Origin of the sequence: Polymorphobacter sp. PAMC 29334 (assembly GCF_019431245.1) — a bacterium.
Lineage (GTDB): Bacteria > Pseudomonadota > Alphaproteobacteria > Sphingomonadales > Sphingomonadaceae > Polymorphobacter_B > Polymorphobacter_B megasporae.
On record NZ_CP080243.1, the window covers coordinates 2112673 to 2133983 of the forward strand.

Genomic DNA, 21311 nt, shown 5'->3' on the forward strand with positions numbered 1-21311 from the left:
CGGGTCTATGCCCGGGACCTTGCCCATTCGCCGAGTGTTGATCTGAAGTTGACATAATCCTGTCACTAAACGCAAGTCCAAAATCATATCTTTCTAATACCAATTATTCGGTGGTATGCACTGTCCGGCCGGGTGTGCATAACCGGGGCAGGCTTTGATTTTGGGGACGATTGCGTGGGGCTGATGGACGTTATCGGCAGGCTGGATCGGCAGACCAACGGCCCGCTGTATCAGCGGCTGCACCGGGCGCTGCGCGATGCAATCGCCGACAAGCGCCTGCGGACCGACGAGGCGCTGCCCGCCGAGCGCGACATCGCGCAGGATTTCGGCATCTCGCGGATCACCGTGCGCAAGGCGATCGACGCGCTGGTCGAGGAAGGCCTCGTCACGCGGCGGCAGGGAGCGGGGACCTTCATCGCGGCGCGGATCGAGAAAAGCTTTTCGAAGCTCTCGTCCTTCTCGGAGGACATGGTCTCGCGCGGCCGCATCCCGCGCAGCGTCTGGCTGGCGCGCGCCGAAGGTACCGTCACCCCCGAGGAGTCGATGACGCTCGGCCTCGGCCCGGGCAGCCCGGTCTATCGCTTCAACCGCATCCGCTACGCCGACGACGCACCGATGGCGCTCGAGGTATCGACCGTCCCGGCGTTCTGCCTGACATCGGTCGAGGCTGTCGGGACGTCGCTATACGAAGCGCTCGAGGCGACCGGCAATTGTCCGGTGCGGGCGTTGCAGCGTCTGCGCGCGGTGCTCTTCACGCCCGAGCAGGCGGGGCTGCTGACGCTCGACGCGGGCGCTCCCGGGCTGCTGATCGAGCGCCGCGGGTTTCGCGCCGACGGCATCACGGTCGAAATCACCCAGTCCTATTACCGCGGCGACAGCTACGACTTCGTCGCCGAACTCAACATCGGCATGCCATGACCGTGACGTCCGCACCGACCTTGACGAAGACGACGGCGATGTTCCGCGAAGCGGCTGAGGCCGCTGCGTGGGTCGCGGCTGCCTTGGAGCGCAATGCACCCGTCGTCGCCGCGCTCGCTGCTCGCCTCCGCGCCTCGCCGCCGCGTGCGGTCGTCACGATCGCGCGGGGGAGTTCGGACAACGCGGCAACCTACGCGCGCTATTTGATCGAAACGCGGCTCGAAATCCTGACCGCATCGATGCCGCCGTCGATTGCGTCGGTCTATCGCGCGCGTCCGGCGATGGCCGATACCTTGTGCCTCGTCGTCTCGCAGTCGGGGCATAGTCCCGACCTGCTCGCCGCCGCTGCCGCCGCCGAAGCCGCGGGCGCGCTCGTCGTCGCGATCGTCAACGACGAGGCGTCACCTCTGGCGAAGCAGGCGGCGGTGGTTATCCCCGTCGCGGCGGGTCTCGAAACCAGCGTCGCCGCGACAAAATCCTTCATTGGGACGCTCGCGGTCATGGCGCAACTCGTTGCCGCATGGGCGGAAGATGCGGCGCTGGCCGATGCGGTGGCGACGCTCCCGGCGCGCCTCGACGCGGCGTGGGCGAGCGACTGGAGCGCGGCGTTGCCGGTGCTCGAATCCGCCGAACACCTCTATGTCGTCTCACGCGGGCCCGCGCTCGGCGTCGCGCAAGAGGCGGCGCTCAAATTCAAGGAAACCTGCGGCCTCCACGCCGAGGCTTTCAGTTCGGCCGAGGTGCGCCACGGCCCGATGACGCTCGCCGGACCGGGGTTTCCAGTGTTCGCGCTGATGCCCGACGACGCCGGTCGCGCCGGGGTCGAGGCGGCGGTCACGGCGTTCGTCGCGCAAGGGGCGCCGGTCATCGTCGCGGGGGGAGCCGACCTTCGGGGCACGATCGCGCTGCCCGTCGTCGACTGCCATCCGCTGCTCCGCCCGATCATCCAGGCGCAGAGCCTGTACCGCCTCGTCGACAACCTCGCGCGCCGCCGCGGCTTCGACGCCGACCGCCCCGATTTCCTCGCGAAGGTCACCAAGACCCTGTGACCGAACAGCTTTTCACCAACGGCCGGATCATGACCGACGCCGGGCTCGGCGACGGCGAAGTGCTCGTGGAGGGCGGGCGGATCGTCGCCATCGGCCGCCCGGGGGAGATCGACTCCACCGCCGCGCGGGTCGACCTCGGCGGCAACATGCTGCTGCCCGGCTTCATCGACACGCAGGTCAACGGCGGCGGCGACGCACTGTTCAACGCCGACCCGAGCGTCGCGACGATCGCGCGAATCGGCGCGGCCCACCGCCGGACCGGCACGACCGGCTTCCTGCCGACGCTGATCAGCGACGACCTCAGCATCGTCGCCGAAGCACTCACGGCGATGCGCGCGGCGATCGCGGCGGGGGTCCCGGGCGTCCTCGGCGCGCACATCGAGGGGCCGTTCCTCAGCGACGAACGTAGCGGCATCCACGACGCCGATCACTTCCGCCGCCTCGATGCCGCCGGCTTCGACGTCCTGACAGCGCCCGGCGCGGGCCGCGTCCTCGTCACGCTCGCCCCTGAAATGGCCGGCACCGCCGCGATCGGCGCGCTGGTCACCGCGGGGCTGACGCTCGCCGCGGGGCATACCAACGCCACCTTCGCCGAGATGGAGGCCGCGCTGAGCGCCGGCGTCACCGGCATCACCCATCTGTTCAACGCGATGTCGCCGATGACGAGCCGCGCTCCGGGCGTGGTCGGCGCGGCGCTGCTGAGCGGAGCGTATTGCGGGATCATCGTCGACGGCAAGCACGTCCACCCGGCGGTCCTCAAGGTCGCGCTGCGCAGCCGCCCGCTCGACCGCTTCATGCTCGTCACCGACGCGATGCCGTGCGTCGGCGGCAACCGCGTCGCGTTCGACCTCCAGGGCAAGACGATCGAGGTCCGCGACGGCGCGTGTTTCGACGCCGAGGGAAGGCTCGCGGGGTCCGACCTCGACATGGCGACCGCGGTGCGGAATTGCGTCGACCTGCTCGGGCTCGACCTCCGCGACGCGTCGCGCATGGCGAGCGCCAACCCGGCGGCGTTCCTTGGCCTCGACGAGGACACCGGGCGGATCGCGCCCGGGCTGCGCGCCGATTTCGTCCTGCTCGACGATGGTCTCAACGTCCTCGAAACGTGGATCGGCGGAGTCGCCAATGCTTAGCCGCGCCGCCGCCGCGCTGGTCGCGCTGCTGGCGACGCCGCTCGCCGCAACGACAGTCGACGTCATTCCGCGCCCGCTTTCGGTCGTCGCCGGAACCGGTGCCGGGGTCCGGATCGACCCCGTGACCGCAATCGTCGTCTCCCCGGGCGACGCCGGTGCGTCCCGCGCGGCGGCGCGGCTAACGACCCTGCTTGAAGCCCGACGCGGCAAGACTGCGACAGTGGGCGGACATGACAGCATCGTCTTCGTTCGCGGCGACGTCACCGGCGGCAGCGAGGCGTACCGCCTGACCATTGCCGATCATCGCGCGACGATCACAGGCGCATCCGATGCCGGGCTGTTGTACGGCGCGATCACCCTGTGGCAGCTCGCCACCGCCGCCAACCAATTTGCGACCGGGCCGGTCGACCTCGCGCCGCTGACGATCGTCGACGCCCCGCGCTTCGCCTGGCGCGGGCTGCTGCTCGACAGTGCGCGGCATTACCAGTCGCCCGCGTTCATCCGGCGCATGATCGACTGGATGGCGCTGCACAAGCTCAACACGCTCCAGTGGCACCTGACCGACGATCAGGGTTGGCGGCTCGAGATCAAGCATTACCCCCGGCTGACTGCAGTCGGCGGGTATCGCGTCGGGCGCGACGGCAAGCATTACGGCGGCTTCTACACTCAGGCCGAGGTCCGCGCGATCGTCGCCTATGCCGCCGAGCGCAACGTCACGATCGTCCCCGAGATCGAGATGCCGGGCCACCCCCTCGCCGCGATCCGCGCCTATCCGAAGGTCGGTTTCGCCGGGGTCGACGCCGCGGCGCAGGGCGACTGGGGCGTTTTCCCGTCGATCTATCGGACCGACGACGCGACCTTCGCCTTCCTGACAACGATCCTCGGCGAGGTCGTCGACCTGTTCCCGAGCAAGGTCATCGCGATCGGCGGCGACGAGGCGGTCAAGACGCAGTGGCACGCCGACCCCGCGACAGAGGCGCGGATGCACGCATTGGGCCTTGCCGACGAGACCGCGTTGCAGGCGTGGTTTGTCCGCCGCATCGGCACGTATCTCAATGCGCGCGGGCGGCGACTGAGTGGCTGGGACGAGATCCTCGACGGCGGCGGCCTGCCGGTCGATGACACGGTCCTGTCGTGGCACGGCGCCGACGGCGCTCTCAATGCGGCGAGAGCGGGGCACGACGTCGTCATGGCGACCGCGCCGACGCTCTATTTTGACAACCGCCAGAGCGCGTTGACGTCGCATCCGATCGGCCGCGGCACGGTCATCTCGCTCGCCGACGTCTATGCCTACGACCCCGGCGATCCGACGCTGCCGAAGGGGTCGGCGACGGTGCCGCTGACCGACGCCGAGCGCGCGCACATCATCGGCCTCCAGGCGAACATCTGGACCGAGCACATGGCGACCGAAGCGAACGTCGAGCGGATGGCGCTGCCCCGCGCGGCGGCGGTCGCGGAGAGCGGCTGGACCGCCGCGCCGTTGCGCGACTGGGCGAACTTCGAGTCGCGCCTGCCTGCGCAATTCGCTCGCTACCGCGCACTGGGGCTCGACGCCGACGAGGGCGCGATCGGGGTCGCGATCCGCGGACGGCGCGACGGCGATAGCGTCCGGGTGCGGCTGAGCAGCCAGACCGGGCTCGGCACCATTCGCTATACGGCCGACGGCAGCGAGCCGACCGCCACATCGACCGTCGCCGCCGAGCCGATCGCGGTGCCGATGGGGACCACGGTCCGCGCTGCGACCTATGCAGGCGCGCTGCGCGTATCGAGCGTCGCAGAGCGCAGCTTCACGGCGGCGGCGGCGCTCCGCTATCGCATCAGCCAGGAACTTCGGCCGTGTACCGACCGGGTCGTCATCAATCTCGTCGGCCCCGGCGGCCCGTTCCTCGCCGACATCATGGACACGTGCTGGCTGTGGCCGGCGGCCGATCTCGACGGGGTGACGGCGATTTCGGCTGGGGTCGCGGTGCTCCCGTTCAATTTCCAGCTCGGCGACGACATCAAGACGGTGACGTTGCGGCCGGCAGCGACGCCTTCCGGTGAGCTCGTCGTTCGGCTCGATTCGTGCACCGGACCGGTGGTGGCGACGCTGCCGCTCGCGAGTGTTCGCGCGGGGATCGTGACGCCAATGACCGCTCCGCTCGCAGCGAAGGGAACTCACGACCTGTGCTTCGCGATGACCGGGCGAGCGCCAGACCCGTTGCATGTGCTCGGCTGGGTGCGGCTCGAGGCGGCCCAATGACCGCCGACGTGACCGCCTTCGCGCTCGTCGCCCCGCTCGCGGGCTGGCTCGGCCCGCTGGACGAGGCCCCCGACGCGGTCTTCGCCGACCGCCTGATCGGTGACGGCGTCGCGATCGACCCGACCGCGACGACGCTCCACGCGCCGTGCGCGGGCACGATCATCGCGGTGTCCCCGACCCGCCATGCGGTGACGCTGCGCACCGACGCCGGGGCCGAACTGCTCCTCCACGTCGGCATCGACACCGTCGCGCTCGGCGGCGCGGGGTTCACCGTCCATGTCGCCGATGGTGCGCGCGTCGCGGCGGGCGACGTCCTGCTCGGCTTCGACCTCGACGTGCTCGCCGCCCGCGCGACGAGCCTGTTGTCGCCGATCGTCGTCACCAACGGCGACGCGTTCACGATCAGCGCGCGACGCGAGGCGGGCGCCGTCGCGGTCGGCGCGTGGCTGATGGACCTCACCCCCTGCGGCGACGCGTCCGTCGCCGTCCTCGCCGACGGCCCGACGGCAATGCGGCGCGCCCTCGTCGCGGCAGCGCACGGCATCCACGCGCGCCCGGCAGCGGCGATTGCGACGGCGGCGCGAGGTTTTGCCGCGACGACCGAACTGAGCATCGCCGATCGCCGCGCCGATGCGCGGAGCAGCGTCGCGGTGATGACTCTCGGGCTGGTTCACGGCGCGGCGGTCGACATCAGCGCGACCGGGGTCGATGCCGAAGCGGCCGTTGCCGCGATCTCAGCGCTGATCGAGCGCGGGGAGGGGGCAGCTGCTCCTGAGCGGCGCGTACCGGTTCCCGTTGCGCCGGTCCCGGTCAAGGACGGCACGCTCCGCGGTGTGCGCGCTGCACCGGGGCTGGCGATCGGTGTCGCCTTTCGGTTGGCGTCGGCGGCGATCGTCGCCGACGCGCCCGGCAAGGGGGTTGCGGTCGAGACCGAGCGCCTCGCCGACGCCATCGCCACCGTCCGCGCGAACCTGACCAGCCACGCGGCGGGCGGCGGGACGATCGCGACGATCGCGGTTGCTCACCTCGACCTGCTCGACGACCCTGCGGTCTCGACCGCTGCCGGTGCCGCGCTCGCCCGGGGGGCCTCCGCTGCGGCAGCGTGGCGCGCCGCGCTCGCCCCGGCGATCGCGGCGCTCGGCGGAGTCGCCGATGCGCGGATCGCCGGACGCGCCGACGACCTCCGCGACCTCGAGGCGCAGGTCGTCGCCGCGCTGAGAGGGGCCGACGCGAAGCCGCCCGAACTGCCCGAGAACGCGATCGTGTGCGCGGTCGACTTGCTCCCGTCGCAACTGATGGCGCTCGATCCGGCGCGGCTCGCCGGGATCGTATTGCCGAACGGCGGCCCGACCTCGCATGTCGCGATCATCGCCGCGTCCTTGAACATTCCAATGATCGTCGCGGCGGGGGAAGGCGTCCTCGGCATCGCGGATGGCACGCGCATGATCCTCGATGCCGACGCCGCGAGCCTCGCGATCGACCCTTCGGAAGCGGCGCTCGCCGCCGCCGCCGCCCGCGTCGAGCAACGCGCCGATGCCCGCACGCGCGCCCGCGCCGCCTCGGCCGACGATTGCCGCATGGCCGACGGCGCGCGCATCGAGGTGTTCGCCAACCTCGGCAGCCTCGCCGATGCCCATGCCGCGGTCGCCGCCGGGGCCGAGGGGTGCGGCCTGCTCCGCACCGAACTGCTGTTCCTCGACCGCGCGACGCCGCCCGACGTCGCCGAGCAGACCCGCCATTACCAGTGCATCGTCGATGCGCTCGGCGATCGCCCGCTGATTGTCCGCACCCTCGACATCGGCGGCGACAAGCCCGCGCCGTATCTCGCGCTGCCGCCCGAGGAGAACCCCGCGCTCGGCCTGCGCGGCATTCGTGTCGGGTTAGCGCGCCCGCAAATGCTCGAAGACCAGTTGCGCGCGATCCTCGCGGTGCGGCCGCAGCCGCGCATCCTGCTGCCGATGATCGCCAGCGTCGCCGAGCTCATCGCCGTCCGTGCCATCGTCGACGCACTCGCCACAGAGCGAGGACTCGGGCGCGTCGAGCTCGGCGTGATGATCGAGACTCCAGCGGCAGCAGTAACCGCTGATCTTCTCGCGACTTACGCCGACTTCTTCGCGATCGGCACCAACGATCTCGCGCAATATACCCTGGCGATGGACCGCGGCAATCCGGCGGTCGCGAGCGGCATCGACGCGCTGCACCCCGCGATCCTCCGCCTGATCGCGCAGACCTGCGAGGGTGCCGCGCGCCACGCCCGCCCGGTGGGAGTGTGCGGCGGCCTCGCTTCCGACCTCGCCGCGTCGGCGATCCTGATCGGGTTCGGCGTTACCGAGTTGTCGGCGGTCCCGGCGATGGTCCCCGAGGTCAAGGCGATGGTGCGAACGCTGACTCGTGAAGCATGCACCGCGCTCGCGCATGCGGCGTTGGCGTGCGACTCGGCGGCGGCGGTTCGCGCCCTCGTCGCGGCGTCGCGATGAAACTCCCGCGCTTTTCCGCCGCCGGGCTCCAGAAGCTCGGCCGCGCGCTGATGCTGCCGATCGCGGTGCTGCCGATAGCGGGTATCCTGCTGCGTCTCGGCCAGCCCGAACTGCTCGATATCGGTTTCGTCGCCGCGGCGGGCGACGCGATCTTCAAGAACCTCGGGCTGTTGTTCGCAATCGGCGTCGCGGTCGGCTTCGCCCGCGACGGCAACGGCGCGGCCGGGCTGGCCGGAGTCGTCTGCTTCCTCGTCGCGACCAACGGCGCCGAGGCGCTAATTGCGGTGCCGCCCGACGCCGTTGCCGGGATGGCCGATAAAGCGCGCCCGCTCGCCGAGGCCGCGTTCCGGGTGGGCGCGATCGCCAAGCTCAGCGTCCCGCTCGGCATCCTGTCGGGGGTCATCGGCGGGCAGTTCTACAACCGCTTCGGCGCGATCAAGCTGCCGGAATATCTCGCGTTTTTCGGCGGGCGGCGCTTCGTGCCGATCGTCAGCGGGCTGGCGGGGATCGTGCTGGCGCTCATCTTCGGCGCGGGCTTCTCGCTGCTCGACCACGCGATCGACGCGCTGAGCTACGGCGTCGCCGCTGCCGGTCCCGCCGGACTGTTCGCCTACGGCCTGCTCAACCGGCTGCTGCTGGTGACGGGGCTGCACCACATCCTCAACAACATCGTCTGGTTCATCCTCGGCAATTTCCACGGCGCGACGGGCGACCTCAACCGCTTCTTCGCGGGCGACCCGGCGGCGGGGTCGTTCATGGCGGGCTTCTTCCCGGTGATGATCTTCGGCCTCCCCGCCGCGTGCCTCGCGATGTACCACGCCGCCTCGCCCGCGCGCCGCGCCGGGGTCGGCGGGCTGCTGCTGTCGCTCGCGCTGACCGCGATGCTGACCGGCGTCACCGAGCCGATCGAATTCACCTTCATGTTCCTCGCCCCCGCGCTGTTCGTGATCCACGCGGTGCTGACCGGCGTCGCGATGGTGGTGATGGACGCGCTTGGGGTGAAACTCGGCTTTGGCTTTTCGGCGGGGTTGCTCGACTATGTCCTCAATTTCGGCAAGGCGACACGGCCGTTGCTCCTCGTGCCCGTAGGGCTGGTCTACGCGGCGGTCTATTACGCCCTGTTCCGCTGGGTCATCGTCCGCTTCGACCTCAAGACGCCCGGCCGCGACACGGTCGACGCCGCGCCGATGGCCGCACCGATTGCGGGTGACCGCGCCGCGCAGATGCTCGCCGCGCTCGGGGGGCAGGGCAATCTCGTCAGCATCGATGCCTGCACGACGCGGCTGCGGCTGGTCGTCCGCGACCAAGCGACGGTCGACGAGGCAGCGCTCAGGCGGCTCGGCGCACGCGGCGTAATCAGGCCATCGGCGGACGCCCTTCAGGTCGTCGTCGGCCCGATCGCCGATAGCCTCGCGCGCGAGATGCGCGAGCATGTCGACGCCGGGCCGCTGTTGCCCATGCCTAAGCTAGTTGAACCTCACGCGCCGGTGCCCAGGCCAAGCCCAGAGGCCGACGCATTGATCGCTGCACTGGGCGGCGCGACCAATATTGCCACGGTGAAGGCGGTATCGAGCAGACTGGTCGTCGTCGTGCGCGACGATCAGCGGGTCGATGCCACCACTGCTGCGCTCGTCGCGCGGATGCTCGTCTTGACCCGCCCGCTAACGTGGCATGTGATCGCCGGGCCCGACGCTGGATCGCTTGCGGCGCAAATCGAGGCCGCGCTAAGGCCTTGAGCCGCGCCGCGTAAATTACGACTCCGATACGATCCGATGTCCGTCAGGGTCGATCTCGGACTTTCCACCTGCAGCAATGGTTTTGGTCGCCGCAACGTCATGATCTCCGATGCTTTGCGGCGGAGCGGGTTTCGGCGTTTGATAGCACAAGAGTTCGAGATGCGGTCCGCTTCGCTCCGGCGCGAGGGCGACGATGTCGACGACAACGCCGTCGAGGCCATCAAGCCGGTCCTGTTCCGGACCGGTATTCCGCGACCGGCCGGTCTCGCGAAAGCCACGCGCTTCGTACCAGCTCTGGCTTGCGACGAGGTCGGCGACCGCGATCGCAGTGTGGTCGACGCCAAGGAACATTGCGCCCGGCTTGGCGTCACGCAGCCACCCGCTGCCCGGGATCAACGACAGTTCGAGCGCATGCCCGTCGGGGTCGCGAAACTTGTAGGCAGTGACCGAGCCGGTGTTCGGCGGCAGCAACTGCGGCCCGCCGCGCGAGATCGGCGTCGCTCCGGCGGCGAGGACCGCAGCGGCGGCAGCCTCGATGTCGGCGACCGCGACGGCGAAATGCTGGAACCACGGATCGTTCGCCGCGCGGGGTTCGGGGTAGGCCGCGCCGGTGGCCGTCGCTAATTCGAGACGCGCGTGGCCAAAGACCATTTCGCCTGGGCCGACCTCCGTGAAGCCGAGCGCAGCATAGAACGCCGTCGCGCGCTCGACGCTAGCGACGTTAAGGCCGATGCCGGCGATGCGAAGCTCGTCCATCTTACCCCAGCCGCGCCTTGAGATGATCCGCCACGCGCATCGCGTTGGCGATGATCGTCAGCGTCGGGTTGACCGCTCCGATCGACGGGAAGAAGCCCGCATCGACACAATACAGATTGTCGACCTCGTGCGCCCGGCAGTCGAGGTCGAGCACCGACGTCGCCGGGTCCGACCCGAACACCATCGTCCCGGCCTGATGCGCGGTCCCGCCGATCGCGACGTCCTTGCCGAGGTATAGAGAACGGGGGAGCAGGTGCGGGTGCGCATCGATCTTCGACAACAGCCCTTCGAGCTTGTGGCGCAACATCCGGTGCGGCTTGTCACCGGTCGGGACGACGTCGAGCACGACCTTGCCGTCGCGGTAGGCAATGCGGTTCTCGGGGCGCGGCAGGTCCTCGGTCATCACCCAGAAGTCGAGGCTGTGGCGCGCGAGCTCCTCGAACGGGCGGTCGGGGAACCACGACAGCAGCGCGGGCAGCGCTTCGGCCTTGACCTGATCGCCGTGACTTTTGCCGATCATCTGGATCTCGCCGAGCGGAAACTCGTAGTCGTCGGCCCCGAAATAGAAGTCCGACAGCGCCAGCGTCTTCTGGAAGACGGTGTCGTTCGGCGCGAGGCTGACCGCCATGAACGCCGAATTATTGTGACGCATGTAGTTGCGCCCGACGAGGCCGCTGCCGTTGGCGAGACCATTCGGGTGGGTATCGGACGCCGACCGCAGCATCAGCAGCGCCGACGACAAAGCCCCGCAGGCCACGACGATCAGGTCGGCGCGGTACACTTCTGCCACGCCGGCGCGGGTGACATGGACCGCGGTAACGGTCCGGCCCGCGGCGTCGGTTTCGAGGCGCTCGACATAGGCTCCCGTCAGCATCGTGACGTTGGCGTGGGCGATCGCGGGGTCGACGGCGATGACCTGCGCGTCGGCCTTGCCGTTGGTCAGGCACGGAAAGCCGTCGAAAGCATCGCAGCGAATGCACGGGCTGTACGGCTTGGCGCCATGCTCGTCCTCGTCGAGCAGGATCGCCAACGGCTGGGGGTAGGGATGGTGGCCAATCCGCGTCAGGCTGTCGTTGAGCTCCTGGATACGCGGTTCGTGGCGGACCGGCGGGTGCGGGTAGGGGGCGCTTGCCCACGGCTCGGTCGGGTCGGCGCCGCGCAAGCCGTGAACGTGGAACAGCGTCTCGGCGCGGGTGTAATAAGGCTCGAACACGTCATAGCCGACCTCCCACGCGGGCGAAACGCCCTCTTCATGCTGGAGCGCGCCGAAGTCGCGCTCGCGAAGCCGGTAGAGCGAACCGCCGTAAACCTTTGAATTCCCGCCGACGACATAGTGAAGCCCTGGATGGAACTCGTTCCCTGCGCGGTCGCTCCAGACGTCGGGGCACTGGTATTTGCCGTCGACGAAAACCGCCTGGCTCGACCAGTTGGCGCGCTCGCGCTTGAGATAATCGCCGCGTTCGAGGAGCAGGATGCGCTTGCCGGTCGCCGCGAGTTCGAGCGCCATCGTCCCGCCGCCGGGGCCCGAACCGATGATGATGACGTCCCAGTCGTTGCTCATCGCGCATTCCCATTCTAGGTCCGGAACCATGGCCCCGCGGCGCGTTGAACGCTATCGCAGCCACGTCGATCCGGAGAGTGCATGATTGTCTCAGCGACAGTGGTCGATACCGTCGCCCGCGTCTGTCTTGTCAGCATGTTCCCGCCGAGCGCGGTCGACAAGGTCGTACGCTGGCGCGCGTGCATGGCGCAGACACGGTCGGCGCGCATCCCGGGTCCGCCGATTGTCGCGGTGGGGATGGTCGTGGCGGCGATCGCAATCGAGTTCGTCACCCCGATCATGATCGTCGGCCATGCGTGGGACCGGCCGGCGGCGCTGCTGCTCGCGGCGTTCTGCGCGGTGACGGCGGTGATGTACCACCCGTTTTGGGCGTTCCCGGGACTGTTCGGCCCCGACGATGCCAGCCCGGCGCGCGAACATTTCTGGCAGTTTCTCAAGAACTTCTGCATCGTCGGTGGGCTGCTGCTGGTGGCGCTAGCGGGCAGTGGGCCGTCGCTTGGTTTGCTCGGACCGGCGTAGTCGAGACCGCACATCGATCGGCAATGACCACCCGCAAGATCATCCACATCGACATGGATGCGTTCTACGCCTCGGTCGAACAGCGCGACGATCCGGCGCTGCGCGGGAAGCCGGTCGCGGTCGGCAGCGCCGAGGCGCGCGGCGTCGTCGCGGCGGCGAGCTACGAAGCGCGGACCTTCGGCGTGCGTTCGGCGATGGCTTCGGTAACCGCGCTAAGGCGCTGTCCGGGGCTGATTTTCGTGCTGCCGCGGTCCGACGTCTATCGCGAGGTGTCGAACCAGATCCGCGCGATCTTCGCCGATTATACCGACCTGATCGAACCGCTGTCGCTCGACGAGGCGTATCTCGACGTCACCGACGATGCCCGCGGAATCGGCTCGGCAACCGCTATTGCCGCAGAGATTCGTGTGCGAATTCGTGAGGTTACCGGGCTTACCGCATCGGCGGGGGTGAGCTACAACAAGTTCATCGCCAAGCTCGCTTCGGACCAGAACAAGCCCGACGGCCTGTGCGTGATCAAACCAGCGCAGGGCCCGGCGTTCGTCGCCGCGCTCCCGGTCAACCGCTTCCACGGCGTCGGTCCGGTGACGGCCGCAAAGATGGCGGCGCTCGGCATCGTCTCCGGGGCCGACCTGCGCGACTTCGCGCTCGACGCCTTGACCCGCCATTTCGGCAGCAGCGCCAATTACTTCCACCGTGCGGCTCATGGCGAGGATGATCGCCCAGTGCGACCCGACCGCCCGCTGAAGTCGGTCGGGGCCGAGCGGACCTTCGACCGCGACCTGATCGATGCCGCCGACCTGATCGCCGCGCTCGAGCCGGTGATCGATGCAGCGTGGCGGCGGATCGAGCGCAGCGGCGCGACGGGGCGGTCGCTGACGCTCAAGGTCAAGTTCGCCGACTTCAAAATCGTCAGCCGCACACAGACCCGCACAGCGCCGCTCACTCACCGCGCCGAGGTTGCTGCCGTGGGCACGAATTTGCTGCGTGCGCTGCTCCCGGTCGACCTCGGCATCCGGCTGCTGGGCCTGACGTTATCGGGACTGATCGGACCGGAGAGCGGGCCGCCGGCACCCGGGCTGCTGTTCCCCGACGGCTGAGATACGCTTTGCACCCGGCCCTGCCGCCCGCCTATCAAGAGCAATGCGCTGGCTCCTTCTCACGACGCTGATCCCCGCCGCGCTGGCGGCACAGCCCGTCCCGTCGCCAGTCGATGCGGTCGATCCGATGATCGGGACCGGCGGCGAGGGCCACACCTTCCCCGGGGCGACCGCGCCGTTCGGCATGGTCCAATTGTCGCCCGACACCGACACGAGTTGTGAAATCCGAGCGTGCTACGGCCACGCCGCCGGCTATCGCTACGAGGATCCGACGATCGAGGGGTTCAGCCACACGCATTTCTCAGGCGCAGGGCATTCCGACCTCGGCGATATCCTCGTCATGCCGGAGGTCGGAGCATCGGTGAAGCTCGACCCCGGTGACCCGAAGAAACCCAACTCGGGGTATCGTTCGCGTTTCAGCCACGCGACGGAGGTCGCGCACCCCGGCTATTATGCGGTGACGCTGGCCGACAGCGGGGTCCGCGCCGAACTGACCGCGGGAACGCGGATCGGCGTCCATCGCTACACGTTCCCCGCCGTCCCCGCGCACCTCGTCATCGACCTGCGATCGTCGCTGTATAATTACCCGGGCAAGATCCTGTGGTCGGGGCTGCACCTTCGACCCGACGGCACGGTGACTGGGTTCCGCGAGACGCGCGGCTGGGCTCCCGGTCGCAAGCTGTATTTCGCGATGCGCTTTTCGGCTCCGCTGACCGGCCACGCCTTCGTCGATCGCGAGGCCAGTATCGCGTACAAGGGCTTTCAGGGGCCAGGGCGGGGGAGCGACGACGTCGCCGAGAAGCTCGGGCGCGCGCTCGAGGCGCGGCTCGACTTCGGCGTGCTGGCGAAACCGCTCGAGGTCAAGGTCGCGCTGTCGGGGGTCGACGAGGCGGCGGCGGTGGCGAACCTCGCCGAACCGGGCGACTTCGACGCGGTCCGTGCGCGGACGACGGCGGCATGGGCGACCGCGCTCGGTGCCGTCCAGATCGATGCCCCGGCACCGATGCGGACGAGCCTGTATACCGCGCTGTATCACGCCCTGCTCGCGCCGAGCGTGTGGAGCGATGCCGACGGGCGGTATCGCGGGCCCGACGATCAGGTCCACCAGGCGACGGGCTTCACCTTCCGCTCGACCTTCTCGCTGTGGGATACGTTCCGCGCCGAGCATCCGCTGCTGACCCTGATCCAGCCTGCAAGCACGACCGTCGATGTCATTGATTCGCTTGTCGCCAGCCGCGAGGTTAGCCCGTTCGGCATCCTGCCCATCTGGCAGTTCGCCGGACGCGAGACGTGGACGATGATCGGCTATCACGCCGCCCCGGTGATCGCCGACGCCTATCTCAAGGGCCTGCGCGGCTTCGACGCCGACGCCGCGCTCGATGCGATGGTCGCGAGCGCGACCTATGCGCCGTACGGCGGGCTCGGCGAATATATGGCGCGGGGATATGTCCCGATCGACAAGGAGCCCGAGGCGGCGTCGAAGACGGTCGAATATGCCTATGACGACTGGTCGATCGCGCGGATGGCGCGTGCGATGGGGCGGTTGGACATTGCCGACCGCTTCGACAAGCGCGCCGCGAACTGGCGGAACAGCTTCGATGCCAAGACCGGGTGGCTCCGCGCCCGGCTGTCGACCGGTGCCTTCCGCACGCCGTTCGATCCGGCGGCGATCGACTATGGCTCGGATTACACCGAGGGCAATGCGTGGCAATATAGCTGGTTCGTGCCGCAGGACGAGGCGGGGCTGATCGCGGTCCTAGGCGGCGACGCCAAGGCGGTCGCCAAGCTCGACGCTATGTTCGACTTCGACACCTCGAAGGTCGACTATAGCCATTCGGAGGACATCTCCGGGATGATCGGCCAGTATATCCACGGCAACGAGCCGAGCCACCACGTCGCCTACCTGTATGATTTTGCTGGCGCGCCGTGGCGGACGCAGGCGCGGCTCGCGCAGATCGTCGCGTCGCAATACAAGCCGACCCCCGATGGCCTCGCCGGCAACGACGACCTCGGCCAGATGTCGGCATGGCTGGTGTTCACCGCGCTCGGCTTCTACCCGGTCGCGCCGGGATCGAACCAATATGTCATCGGGCGGCCGTTCGTCGATGCGGCGACGCTGACCCTGCCCGACGGGAAGCGCTTCGTCGTCCGCGCCGATGGAGTGTCGGCGGCGAACCGCTACGTCGCGAGCGTGACCTTGAATGGAGCGCCGCTGGCACGGAGCTATATTACCGACGCCGAGGTTCGGGCGGGGGGTGAGTTGCACTTCGTCATGGGGCCGGTGCCTGACAAGTCGTGGGGAAGTGGCGTCGCCGCGCGACCATTCTCGATGTCGCTGGTGACCTCAGCGGCGACCGCGAAGGCGGAGTGATATTGCATAAGCCGTCATCCCCGCGAAGGCGGGGACCCATCACCACGAACGATTGGGGTGATGGGTCCCCGCCTTCGCGGGGATGACGGTTTAACGTGAGCATCACATAATCAGCTAGACCGCTGACTTATCGAGTCCCCCAAGCCACGTATCGATCATTACCCGTGCCGCCGCCGCAGTTGGCGGACCGTGCTTCGCCGTTTCGAGCCGCAGTGCCTCGGGCCCGATCCCGTGCCCCGGCAGGTCCTCGGCATTGCCCTCCAGCCAATTCTCGAACTCGACCGGGTCGACCTCGGGATGGAACTGGAGCGCGAGGACGGTGTCGCTGATCGTGAACGCCTGTTGCGGGCACAGCGGGGTCGATGCGAGGCTGACGGCTCCGGCGGGAAGATCGAAGGCGTAGCCGTGCCAGTGCAGCACCGGCAGGCCTTCGAGGACGGCGATCGGCGAGGCGCGGCCCGCATCGCTCAGCGTCATCGGGATCCAACCGATCTCGAACTTCGGCGCGCGGCCGACACTCGCGCCGAGCGCCTGCGCGATCAGCTGCGCGCCGAGGCAGATACCGAGGGCCGGGCGTCCCGCCGCCAGTCGCCGGGTGATCGCCGCCCGTTCGCTCGCCAGCCACGGGTAGAGATCGACCTGATCGACATTCATCGGGCCGCCGAGGACGACGAGCAAATCGGTGTCGAGCGCGTCTTCGGGGCGAAGCCCTTCAATCGGCACGTCGACATAGCGGATCGTGTAACCCCGCGCCTCGATCGGGGCGGCGAGCACGCCGAGGTCCTCGAAATCGAGGTGGCGGAGGGCGAGGCAGCTCTTCATCGCCCGTCAGCCAAGCCGCATCATTTCGACAGGTCCTTGAACACCGACAAATAATACGTGATCGCCGGCGCGATGTTCGCGACCGGCTCGCGCTCGTTCAGACCATGAGCAAAGTCGTCCGAGCCCTTGAGAAATAATGGACTAGCACCGTAGCTGTCGACGTGGTGATAGCGGAACCACATGCTGTCGCTTGCTCCCGATGCCTGGCTCGGGAAGACGGGCACGCCCGGATAGACCGTGTTGAGACCGCGCGTCACCGCGCCGATGAAGTCGGCGCGCATCGGCGAGGCGGCGCTGGCGACCGACCCCTCGCTGACGTCCTTGAACTGGACGACGGGCTCGGCGGCGACCCGCGACAACTCCGCCATGATGTCGGCGGGCTTATGGCCGGGGAAGATGCGGCAGTTGATGTTCGCCGTGGCGCGCTGTGGCAGTGCGTTGAGCGCGTGGCCGCCATTGATCATCGTCGCGACGCACGTCGTTCCGATCGAGCCGACGGTCTCGGGGTCGGCGGTCAGCGTCGCGATCGCGGCGGGGTCGGCAGGATTGGCGGCGAACGCGCGCATCGCCGCGCCGGTCGCCGGGGCCGCGTACTTCGCCGCCTCGACGAAATAGGCGCGGGTCAGGTCGCTGACCTCGGGCTTGAAATGATACGCACCGATGCGGACAAGCGCCTGTGATAGCTGGACGATCGCATTGTCGGGGCGGGGCGTCGACGAGTGACCGCCGGGGTTGGTCACGGTCAGCTCGAAGTCAGCATAGGTCTTCTCGGCTCCATTCCACGTCCAGTAGAGCGGTTTGCCGGTCGTCTCGTCGAGCGCGCCACCGCCGCCGTCGATGTTGAGGACGAGGTCGGCGTTCGACAGTTTCTCGGCGATGATGCCCGAGGTCTTCATCACCGTTTCCTCGTCGCCGGAGAATTCGATGACGATCGTCCGGCGCGGGCGATAGCCTTCGCGGCGCAGTTCGATCAGCGACGCGATAGCAATGGTGCCGTCGAGCTTCATGTCGCTCGCGCCGCGGCCGTAGAGGTAGCCGTTCTCGACGACGGGGGTGAACGGGTCGCGCTTCCAGTCGGCGGGGATCGCCTCGACGACGTCCATGTGCCCCGAGATGACGAGCGGCTTGAGCTTGGGGTCGGAACCCGGCCACGTCGCGATCAGGTAGCTGGTGTCATCGACCGGAGTGATCTCGACGTCGCTATCGCGAAAGCCGCCGGCGACGAGCGCTTTCTTGTAGAGCGCGGCGACCTCGTTGGTCTTGTTACCCGGCCCGCGCACCGAGCGGAGCGAGATCGCCGACTTGGCGAGGTCGAGCGCCTGTGTCTCGGCCTGCGGGTGCGCCGGCGGGACCGCCATGGCACTCGTCGCGAGCATCGCCGCCACTAGTCCGGTTATCACCGTCGATCGCATCTGTCTGGCTCCACACGATTAAGCCCCAATTAGACGCGAGTCCGTCGTGCGGGACAACAGATGACCTGCAATTGCCGCTGCGACTTGCGACATTCGGGCGGTTGCGTCGCAGGCGCTCGAGCGTTCATACGCTCGGCGGCGGGGCCAAATTGCGTTCGACGCGTTCACGCCGCGCCAAATCCAAGGATCAGTCGTGCAGAATTTTCTCGTCGCCGAGAGCGAGACCCGTGAGGAGCGCGATGAGCGCCGGCGCGCGGCCGGAAAGAGCGCGGGTGAAACCTACGCCGCCACGCTCGAGCAGATCCAGCCCGGGTGCTCGATCGCGATCGTCGCGCCCGCCGATGCCGATGCCGTCGAGTATGACGCGAGCGACCTTCGGACGTTCGACGCCGTTTTTGTCACGGGGTCGCCGATCCATGTCTACGACGACACGCCGGAGGTGCGCCGCCAAATTGCGTTCATGCGGTCGGTGTTCGCCTCGGGAACGCCGTCGTTCGGATCGTGCGCCGGGCTCCAGCTTGCGGTCGTGGCCGCCGGGGGCAAGGTTCGCGAAATGCCGGAGCGGATGGAGGCGGGAATTGCGCGGCGGATCACGGCAACCGAGGCGGGCCGAGATCACCCGCTGCTCAAGGGCCGGGCAGCGAGCTGGGATGCAGCGGCGATCCACGGCGACGAGGTCGAGGCCTTGCCGGAAGGCGCGGTCCTGCTCGCGAGCAATGGCGTCACACGCGTCCAGGCTGCCGAGATCCGCCACGACGGCGGTGTGTTCTGGGGCGTCCAATATCATCCCGAACTCGCGCTCGGCGAGATCGCCGTGGCGCTGCGCCGTCAAGTTGACAGCCTCGTCGAGGCGGGGCTGGCTGACAATGCCGACGATGTGAATCTGCGCGCCGACCAACTGACCGCGCTTCACCGCGATCCGGGTCGTCGCTCGCTGCGCTGGATGCTGGGGGTCGACGCGCAGCTTGCCGAGGAGAAGCTGCGACGGACTGAGCTAAGCAATTTCCTCGCGAACCTGCCGTCGCTCACGCCGACTGAGAACCGCAGTCAAAGCCGCGTCGACGAAGTCGTATGACGGTCCAGACCGTTGCACCGAGCGAGGTTTCGCGATCACCGGTCGCGCCGCTCGGTCGCGCCTTGACCTTCGGCATGGCGGCGGCGGCGGGTCTGGCGGTCGCGAATATCTATTACAACCAGCCGATGCTGGGAGTGATCGAGCGCGATCTGCCGGGGGCGGCGATCACCTTCGTCCCGACCGCAACGCAGATCGGCTATGCCCTTGGCCTGTTCCTGCTGGTGCCGCTTGGTGACCTGATCGAGCGCAAGCGGCTAATCGTGCTCCAGTTCATCGCGCTCGCGGTCGCGCTGGCGCTGACGGCGATCGCGCCCAATGCTGCTTCGGTCGTGATCGCGTCGATCTTCGTCGGCATCGCGGCGACAGTGGCGCAGCAGATCGTGCCGCTCGCCGCGCATCTGTCGCCGCCCGAACGTCGCGGCGCGACGGTCGGCACGGTGATGGCGGGGCTGTTGTGCGGCATCCTGCTCAGCCGGACGCTCGCGGGCTTCGTTGCGGACCATGCGGGATGGCGGGTGATGTTCTGGCTCGGCGTGCCGCTGGCGCTCGGGGCGGCGGCGATGATGGCGCTGCTGCTGCCGCGGAGCGAGCCCGACGGCGGCCTCAGCTACGCCGGGCTGATTCGCTCGCTCGGCGGGTTGTGGCGCGAGTTCGGCTCGCTGCGCCGCGCGGCGATCACGCAAGGCTGCCTGTTCGCCGCGTTCAGCGCGTTTTGGACGATCCTCGCGCTGCGGTTGCAACAGCCGCCCTTCGGCCTCGGTGCGCAGGTCGCCGGGCTGTTCGGTGTCGTCGGCGCGGTCGGCGTGCTGGCTGCCCCGATCGCGGGGCGCATCGCCGACCGGCGCGGCCCGCGCCCGGTGATCCTGCTCGGCGCCGCGCTGACACTGACCGGCTGGGCGATCTTCGGCTTTTGGGCATCGATTGCGGGTATGATCGCCGGCGTCGTCGTTCTCGATTTCGGGGTGCAGAGCGCGCTCGTGTCGAACCAGCACATCATCTACGCGCTTCGTCCTGAGGCGCGGGCGCGGATAAACACGATTTTCATGGGGGCGATGTTCGTTGGTGGAGCCGCTGGATCGGCGGCAGCGACGCTGGCGTGGCAGCGGGGCGGTTGGACCGCTGTTTCGGTAATCGGTGCAGCCTTTGCATGCGCCGGTCTGCTGACGCAACTGATCGCATTTCCCAAGGACCGCTGACCCGCGCAGGTCGATGACGCCCGGCAGCGCGGCGGGCAGGCGGAGCTTCGGCTGAACTGTTCACGCTGCGAAAGCAAAGATCGATGTAACGCGCGACGACCAATGCTCAGGCGACGCGCCGGTTAGCAAAGGGTGGTGCTCGATACACGATCGGCCGGCTCTTCGTTGGCGAAGAACCGGCCGATCTATCGATGCTTTGTCGTCGCGTGGCCAGACTTTTCCGAACGCGCTGGCCCCGCCAAGTAATCGCTTATGCGGCGGCCGTTAGCGCAGCGCCATTACGGCGGCGGAGCGTGGCGCCCACGATACCGAACCCAGCAACCAGCATGACCCACGTCGAGGCTTCCGGAACATCGGACGCAATCGCCGTAGCGATATTGGCGCGACCAAATTCACCGTCGGAGGCGACGTAGAAGCCGTAGGTATCACCTGCGTGCACCCGGAAGCGAAGGACGCCGCTTACCGAAGTGCCGTTCGGGGCCTTCTCTGGCGAGAGCTGCTTAAATGCGCCGTTGATGTAATATCCGGCGGGATCGTAGAACGAGCCGGCAAGGTCGTTCGTCGTGTAGGTATATGTCGCCTTATAGCCCTGCGTCGCCGTTGCAAGTCCGGTGTAGCCGGTGATGTTGCCTCCGGTCTTATTGTCTGAGCCGAAGAGATCGAAATTCGTCGAGTCACCGGTGACATAACCGTCGCCGCCATTGGTATTGTTCAGTACAAACGTCGTCGCTGCTGCCGCGGGCGTCGCCGCCAAAATCGCTGCCATTGCCAAAGCGCCGCAGGCGGTTACGAGTTTAACGGTCATCGACACCCTCCAATTGAAATCTACCCCCGTCGCGACTTTAATCGTTTTTCCGCGCGGTGATGGGAGATGACCCATGATTAATTATGCTGGCAAGCGGAATCTTGCCGCATGCATTATTTTGGGCAATATCCGTCGCGTC

Annotated in this window: 16 protein-coding genes; 11 read left to right on the top strand and 5 right to left on the bottom strand. The window is 68.3% G+C overall.

Annotated features, from left to right (window positions below; translation table 11 throughout):
• Positions 1-183 precede the first annotated feature (183 nt).
• The 6 genes from KZX46_RS13770 to nagE are packed head-to-tail and all read left to right on the top strand — an operon-like array spanning position 184 to position 9555.
• Positions 184-918: a GntR family transcriptional regulator gene (locus tag KZX46_RS13770; RefSeq protein ID WP_219777012.1), complete on the top strand. Its 735-nt coding sequence runs from the start codon at positions 184-186 to the stop codon at positions 916-918.
• The gene (locus tag KZX46_RS13775) at positions 915-1967 is read left to right on the top strand and encodes an SIS domain-containing protein (RefSeq protein WP_219774470.1); all 1053 of its coding nucleotides are present in this window, start codon (positions 915-917) and stop codon (positions 1965-1967) included. Before KZX46_RS13770 ends, KZX46_RS13775 begins: the two co-directional genes overlap by 4 nt.
• Positions 1964-3100 (top strand): N-acetylglucosamine-6-phosphate deacetylase, encoded by a 1137-nt coding sequence (gene nagA, locus KZX46_RS13780; protein ID WP_219774471.1) that lies wholly within the window; start codon positions 1964-1966, stop codon positions 3098-3100. Before KZX46_RS13775 ends, nagA begins: the two co-directional genes overlap by 4 nt.
• Positions 3093-5342, top strand: a complete 2250-nt coding sequence (locus KZX46_RS13785; RefSeq protein WP_219774472.1) for a family 20 glycosylhydrolase — start codon at positions 3093-3095, stop codon at positions 5340-5342. The genes nagA and KZX46_RS13785 overlap by 8 nt, the downstream gene beginning before the upstream one ends.
• On the top strand, positions 5339-7819 hold the full coding sequence (ptsP, locus tag KZX46_RS13790) for a phosphoenolpyruvate--protein phosphotransferase (protein ID WP_219774473.1): 2481 nt from the start codon (positions 5339-5341) through the stop codon (positions 7817-7819). The genes KZX46_RS13785 and ptsP overlap by 4 nt, the downstream gene beginning before the upstream one ends.
• Positions 7816-9555 (top strand): N-acetylglucosamine-specific PTS transporter subunit IIBC, encoded by a 1740-nt coding sequence (gene nagE / locus KZX46_RS13795; protein WP_219774474.1) that lies wholly within the window; start codon positions 7816-7818, stop codon positions 9553-9555. The genes ptsP and nagE overlap by 4 nt, the downstream gene beginning before the upstream one ends.
• Before the next feature lie 15 nt (positions 9556-9570).
• Here the strand turns inward: nagE and KZX46_RS13800 are convergent, their stop codons facing one another.
• Entirely contained in the window at positions 9571-10311 is a 741-nt protein-coding gene (locus tag KZX46_RS13800; protein WP_219774475.1) for a VOC family protein, read from the bottom strand.
• A 1-nt stretch (position 10312) separates the two neighbouring features.
• Complete coding sequence (locus KZX46_RS13805; protein ID WP_219774476.1) at positions 10313-11872, bottom strand: GMC oxidoreductase; 1560 nt, start codon at positions 11870-11872, stop codon at positions 10313-10315.
• 81 nt (positions 11873-11953) lie between these two features.
• Between KZX46_RS13805 and KZX46_RS13810 the strand changes: the two genes are divergently transcribed.
• The 3 genes from KZX46_RS13810 to KZX46_RS13820 are packed head-to-tail and all read left to right on the top strand — an operon-like array spanning position 11954 to position 15862.
• Complete coding sequence (locus KZX46_RS13810; RefSeq protein ID WP_219774477.1) at positions 11954-12391, top strand: DoxX family protein; 438 nt, start codon at positions 11954-11956, stop codon at positions 12389-12391.
• 23 nt (positions 12392-12414) lie between these two features.
• Entirely contained in the window at positions 12415-13491 is a 1077-nt protein-coding gene (gene dinB / locus KZX46_RS13815; protein ID WP_219774478.1) for a DNA polymerase IV, read from the top strand.
• 43 nt (positions 13492-13534) lie between these two features.
• Positions 13535-15862, top strand: a complete 2328-nt coding sequence (locus KZX46_RS13820) for a GH92 family glycosyl hydrolase (protein WP_219774479.1) — start codon at positions 13535-13537, stop codon at positions 15860-15862.
• A 114-nt stretch (positions 15863-15976) separates the two neighbouring features.
• Here KZX46_RS13820 and KZX46_RS13825 read toward each other — a convergent pair whose 3' ends face one another.
• Positions 15977-16684 (bottom strand): glutamine amidotransferase, encoded by a 708-nt coding sequence (locus tag KZX46_RS13825; protein WP_219774480.1) that lies wholly within the window; start codon positions 16682-16684, stop codon positions 15977-15979.
• Between the two features lie 20 nt (positions 16685-16704).
• A complete protein-coding gene (locus KZX46_RS13830; protein ID WP_219774481.1) occupies positions 16705-18096 on the bottom strand; it encodes a M20/M25/M40 family metallo-hydrolase in 1392 nt (463 codons plus the stop codon).
• Between the two features lie 193 nt (positions 18097-18289).
• On the opposite strand from KZX46_RS13830, the gene KZX46_RS13835 reads away from it, so the two are divergent.
• Both KZX46_RS13835 and KZX46_RS13840 read left to right on the top strand, forming a co-directional pair.
• Positions 18290-19171, top strand: coding sequence for a type 1 glutamine amidotransferase (locus KZX46_RS13835; RefSeq protein WP_219774482.1), 882 nt, complete (start codon positions 18290-18292; stop codon positions 19169-19171).
• Entirely contained in the window at positions 19168-20367 is a 1200-nt protein-coding gene (locus KZX46_RS13840) for an MFS transporter (protein WP_219774483.1), read from the top strand. Before KZX46_RS13835 ends, KZX46_RS13840 begins: the two co-directional genes overlap by 4 nt.
• Before the next feature lie 250 nt (positions 20368-20617).
• Here KZX46_RS13840 and KZX46_RS13845 read toward each other — a convergent pair whose 3' ends face one another.
• Complete coding sequence (locus KZX46_RS13845) at positions 20618-21172, bottom strand: PEPxxWA-CTERM sorting domain-containing protein (RefSeq protein WP_219774484.1); 555 nt, start codon at positions 21170-21172, stop codon at positions 20618-20620.
• Positions 21173-21311: the final 139 nt, after the last annotated feature.

What these genes read in the sequence shown, in the direction of transcription:
- KZX46_RS13775 (WP_219774470.1), top strand. Translation starts at nt 915, where the DNA reads ATGACCGTGACGTCCGCACCGACCTTGACGAAGACGACGGCGATGTTC.
- ptsP (WP_219774473.1), top strand. Translation starts at nt 5,339, where the DNA reads ATGACCGCCGACGTGACCGCCTTCGCGCTCGTCGCCCCGCTCGCGGGC.
- KZX46_RS13820 (WP_219774479.1), top strand. Translation starts at nt 13,535, where the DNA reads ATGCGCTGGCTCCTTCTCACGACGCTGATCCCCGCCGCGCTGGCGGCA.
- KZX46_RS13805 (WP_219774476.1), bottom strand. Translation starts at nt 11,872, where the DNA reads ATGAGCAACGACTGGGACGTCATCATCATCGGTTCGGGCCCCGGCGGC.
- dinB (WP_219774478.1), top strand. Translation starts at nt 12,415, where the DNA reads ATGACCACCCGCAAGATCATCCACATCGACATGGATGCGTTCTACGCC.
- KZX46_RS13800 (WP_219774475.1), bottom strand. Translation starts at nt 10,311, where the DNA reads ATGGACGAGCTTCGCATCGCCGGCATCGGCCTTAACGTCGCTAGCGTC.
- KZX46_RS13840 (WP_219774483.1), top strand. Translation starts at nt 19,168, where the DNA reads ATGACGGTCCAGACCGTTGCACCGAGCGAGGTTTCGCGATCACCGGTC.
- nagE (WP_219774474.1), top strand. Translation starts at nt 7,816, where the DNA reads ATGAAACTCCCGCGCTTTTCCGCCGCCGGGCTCCAGAAGCTCGGCCGC.
- KZX46_RS13845 (WP_219774484.1), bottom strand. Translation starts at nt 21,172, where the DNA reads ATGACCGTTAAACTCGTAACCGCCTGCGGCGCTTTGGCAATGGCAGCG.
- KZX46_RS13825 (WP_219774480.1), bottom strand. Translation starts at nt 16,684, where the DNA reads ATGAAGAGCTGCCTCGCCCTCCGCCACCTCGATTTCGAGGACCTCGGC.
- KZX46_RS13810 (WP_219774477.1), top strand. Translation starts at nt 11,954, where the DNA reads ATGATTGTCTCAGCGACAGTGGTCGATACCGTCGCCCGCGTCTGTCTT.
- KZX46_RS13785 (WP_219774472.1), top strand. Translation starts at nt 3,093, where the DNA reads ATGCTTAGCCGCGCCGCCGCCGCGCTGGTCGCGCTGCTGGCGACGCCG.
- KZX46_RS13830 (WP_219774481.1), bottom strand. Translation starts at nt 18,096, where the DNA reads ATGCGATCGACGGTGATAACCGGACTAGTGGCGGCGATGCTCGCGACG.
- KZX46_RS13770 (WP_219777012.1), top strand. Translation starts at nt 184, where the DNA reads ATGGACGTTATCGGCAGGCTGGATCGGCAGACCAACGGCCCGCTGTAT.